This is a genomic window from Paenibacillus oryzisoli, from assembly GCF_001653565.1.
Lineage (GTDB): Bacteria > Bacillota > Bacilli > Paenibacillales > NBRC-103111 > Paenibacillus_E > Paenibacillus_E oryzisoli.
On sequence record NZ_LYPB01000078.1, the window covers coordinates 1 to 753 of the forward strand.

General features: G+C 40.5%; 1 protein-coding gene. It reads right to left on the reverse strand.

The features are described 5' to 3' along the window. A partial coding sequence (locus tag A8708_RS23440; protein WP_275667930.1) for an SLC13 family permease occupies positions 1–753 on the reverse strand: 753 nt, incomplete at both ends.

Below are 753 nucleotides of genomic sequence, written 5' to 3' on the forward strand. Positions count from 1 at the left end.
CACTAAACCTGAAACTAAGACGAACAGTCCAACAAAGAAAAAAATCGTAGTCCATTCAACTTTGGTAAAAGCTTCTTCCATGGAGTGTTCCCCAGTTAAGAGTAGTAACAGGAAAGCCCCAGCTAAGGCTACAGTCGCTGATTCAAGGTGTAGCATTTGATGAAGAAAGAAACCGATAATCGTTAGACCCAAGATGGAAAGACTCTTGACTAGTAGTTTTCGGTCTGCGAGCACTTTTTTCTCGTCAATTTGCATAATACTCATCTTCAACTCAGGTGTCGTCTGTATGTGCTTGCGAAATATAAATACGAAGATCGGAATTGTGACAACCATAATGACCACGACGATTGGAGCAAGATTGTTGATAAAGGCCATAAAGGTCAATTCCTTAACAGCACTTCCAATCATGATGTTTGGTGGGTCCCCAATTAACGTTGCAGTGCCACCGATATTTGATGCAAGAATTTGAGTAATTAAGAAAGGGACGGGATTAACGCGCAATTGCCGTGTAATACTGAATGTAACAGGTACCATCAGTAGAACAGTTGTAACGTTATCCAGAAAAGCCGATCCAATTGCCGTGATAAGGACGAGTGATACTAGAATCCTGACGGGATCACCTTTTGCTTTCTTTGCTGCAACTAGTGCAATATACTTAAATAATCCAGTTTCAGCAGTGATGCTTACAATGATCATCATACCAATTAAGAGTCCAAGTGTATTGAAATCAATGTGATGTAGAGCTGACTCTTG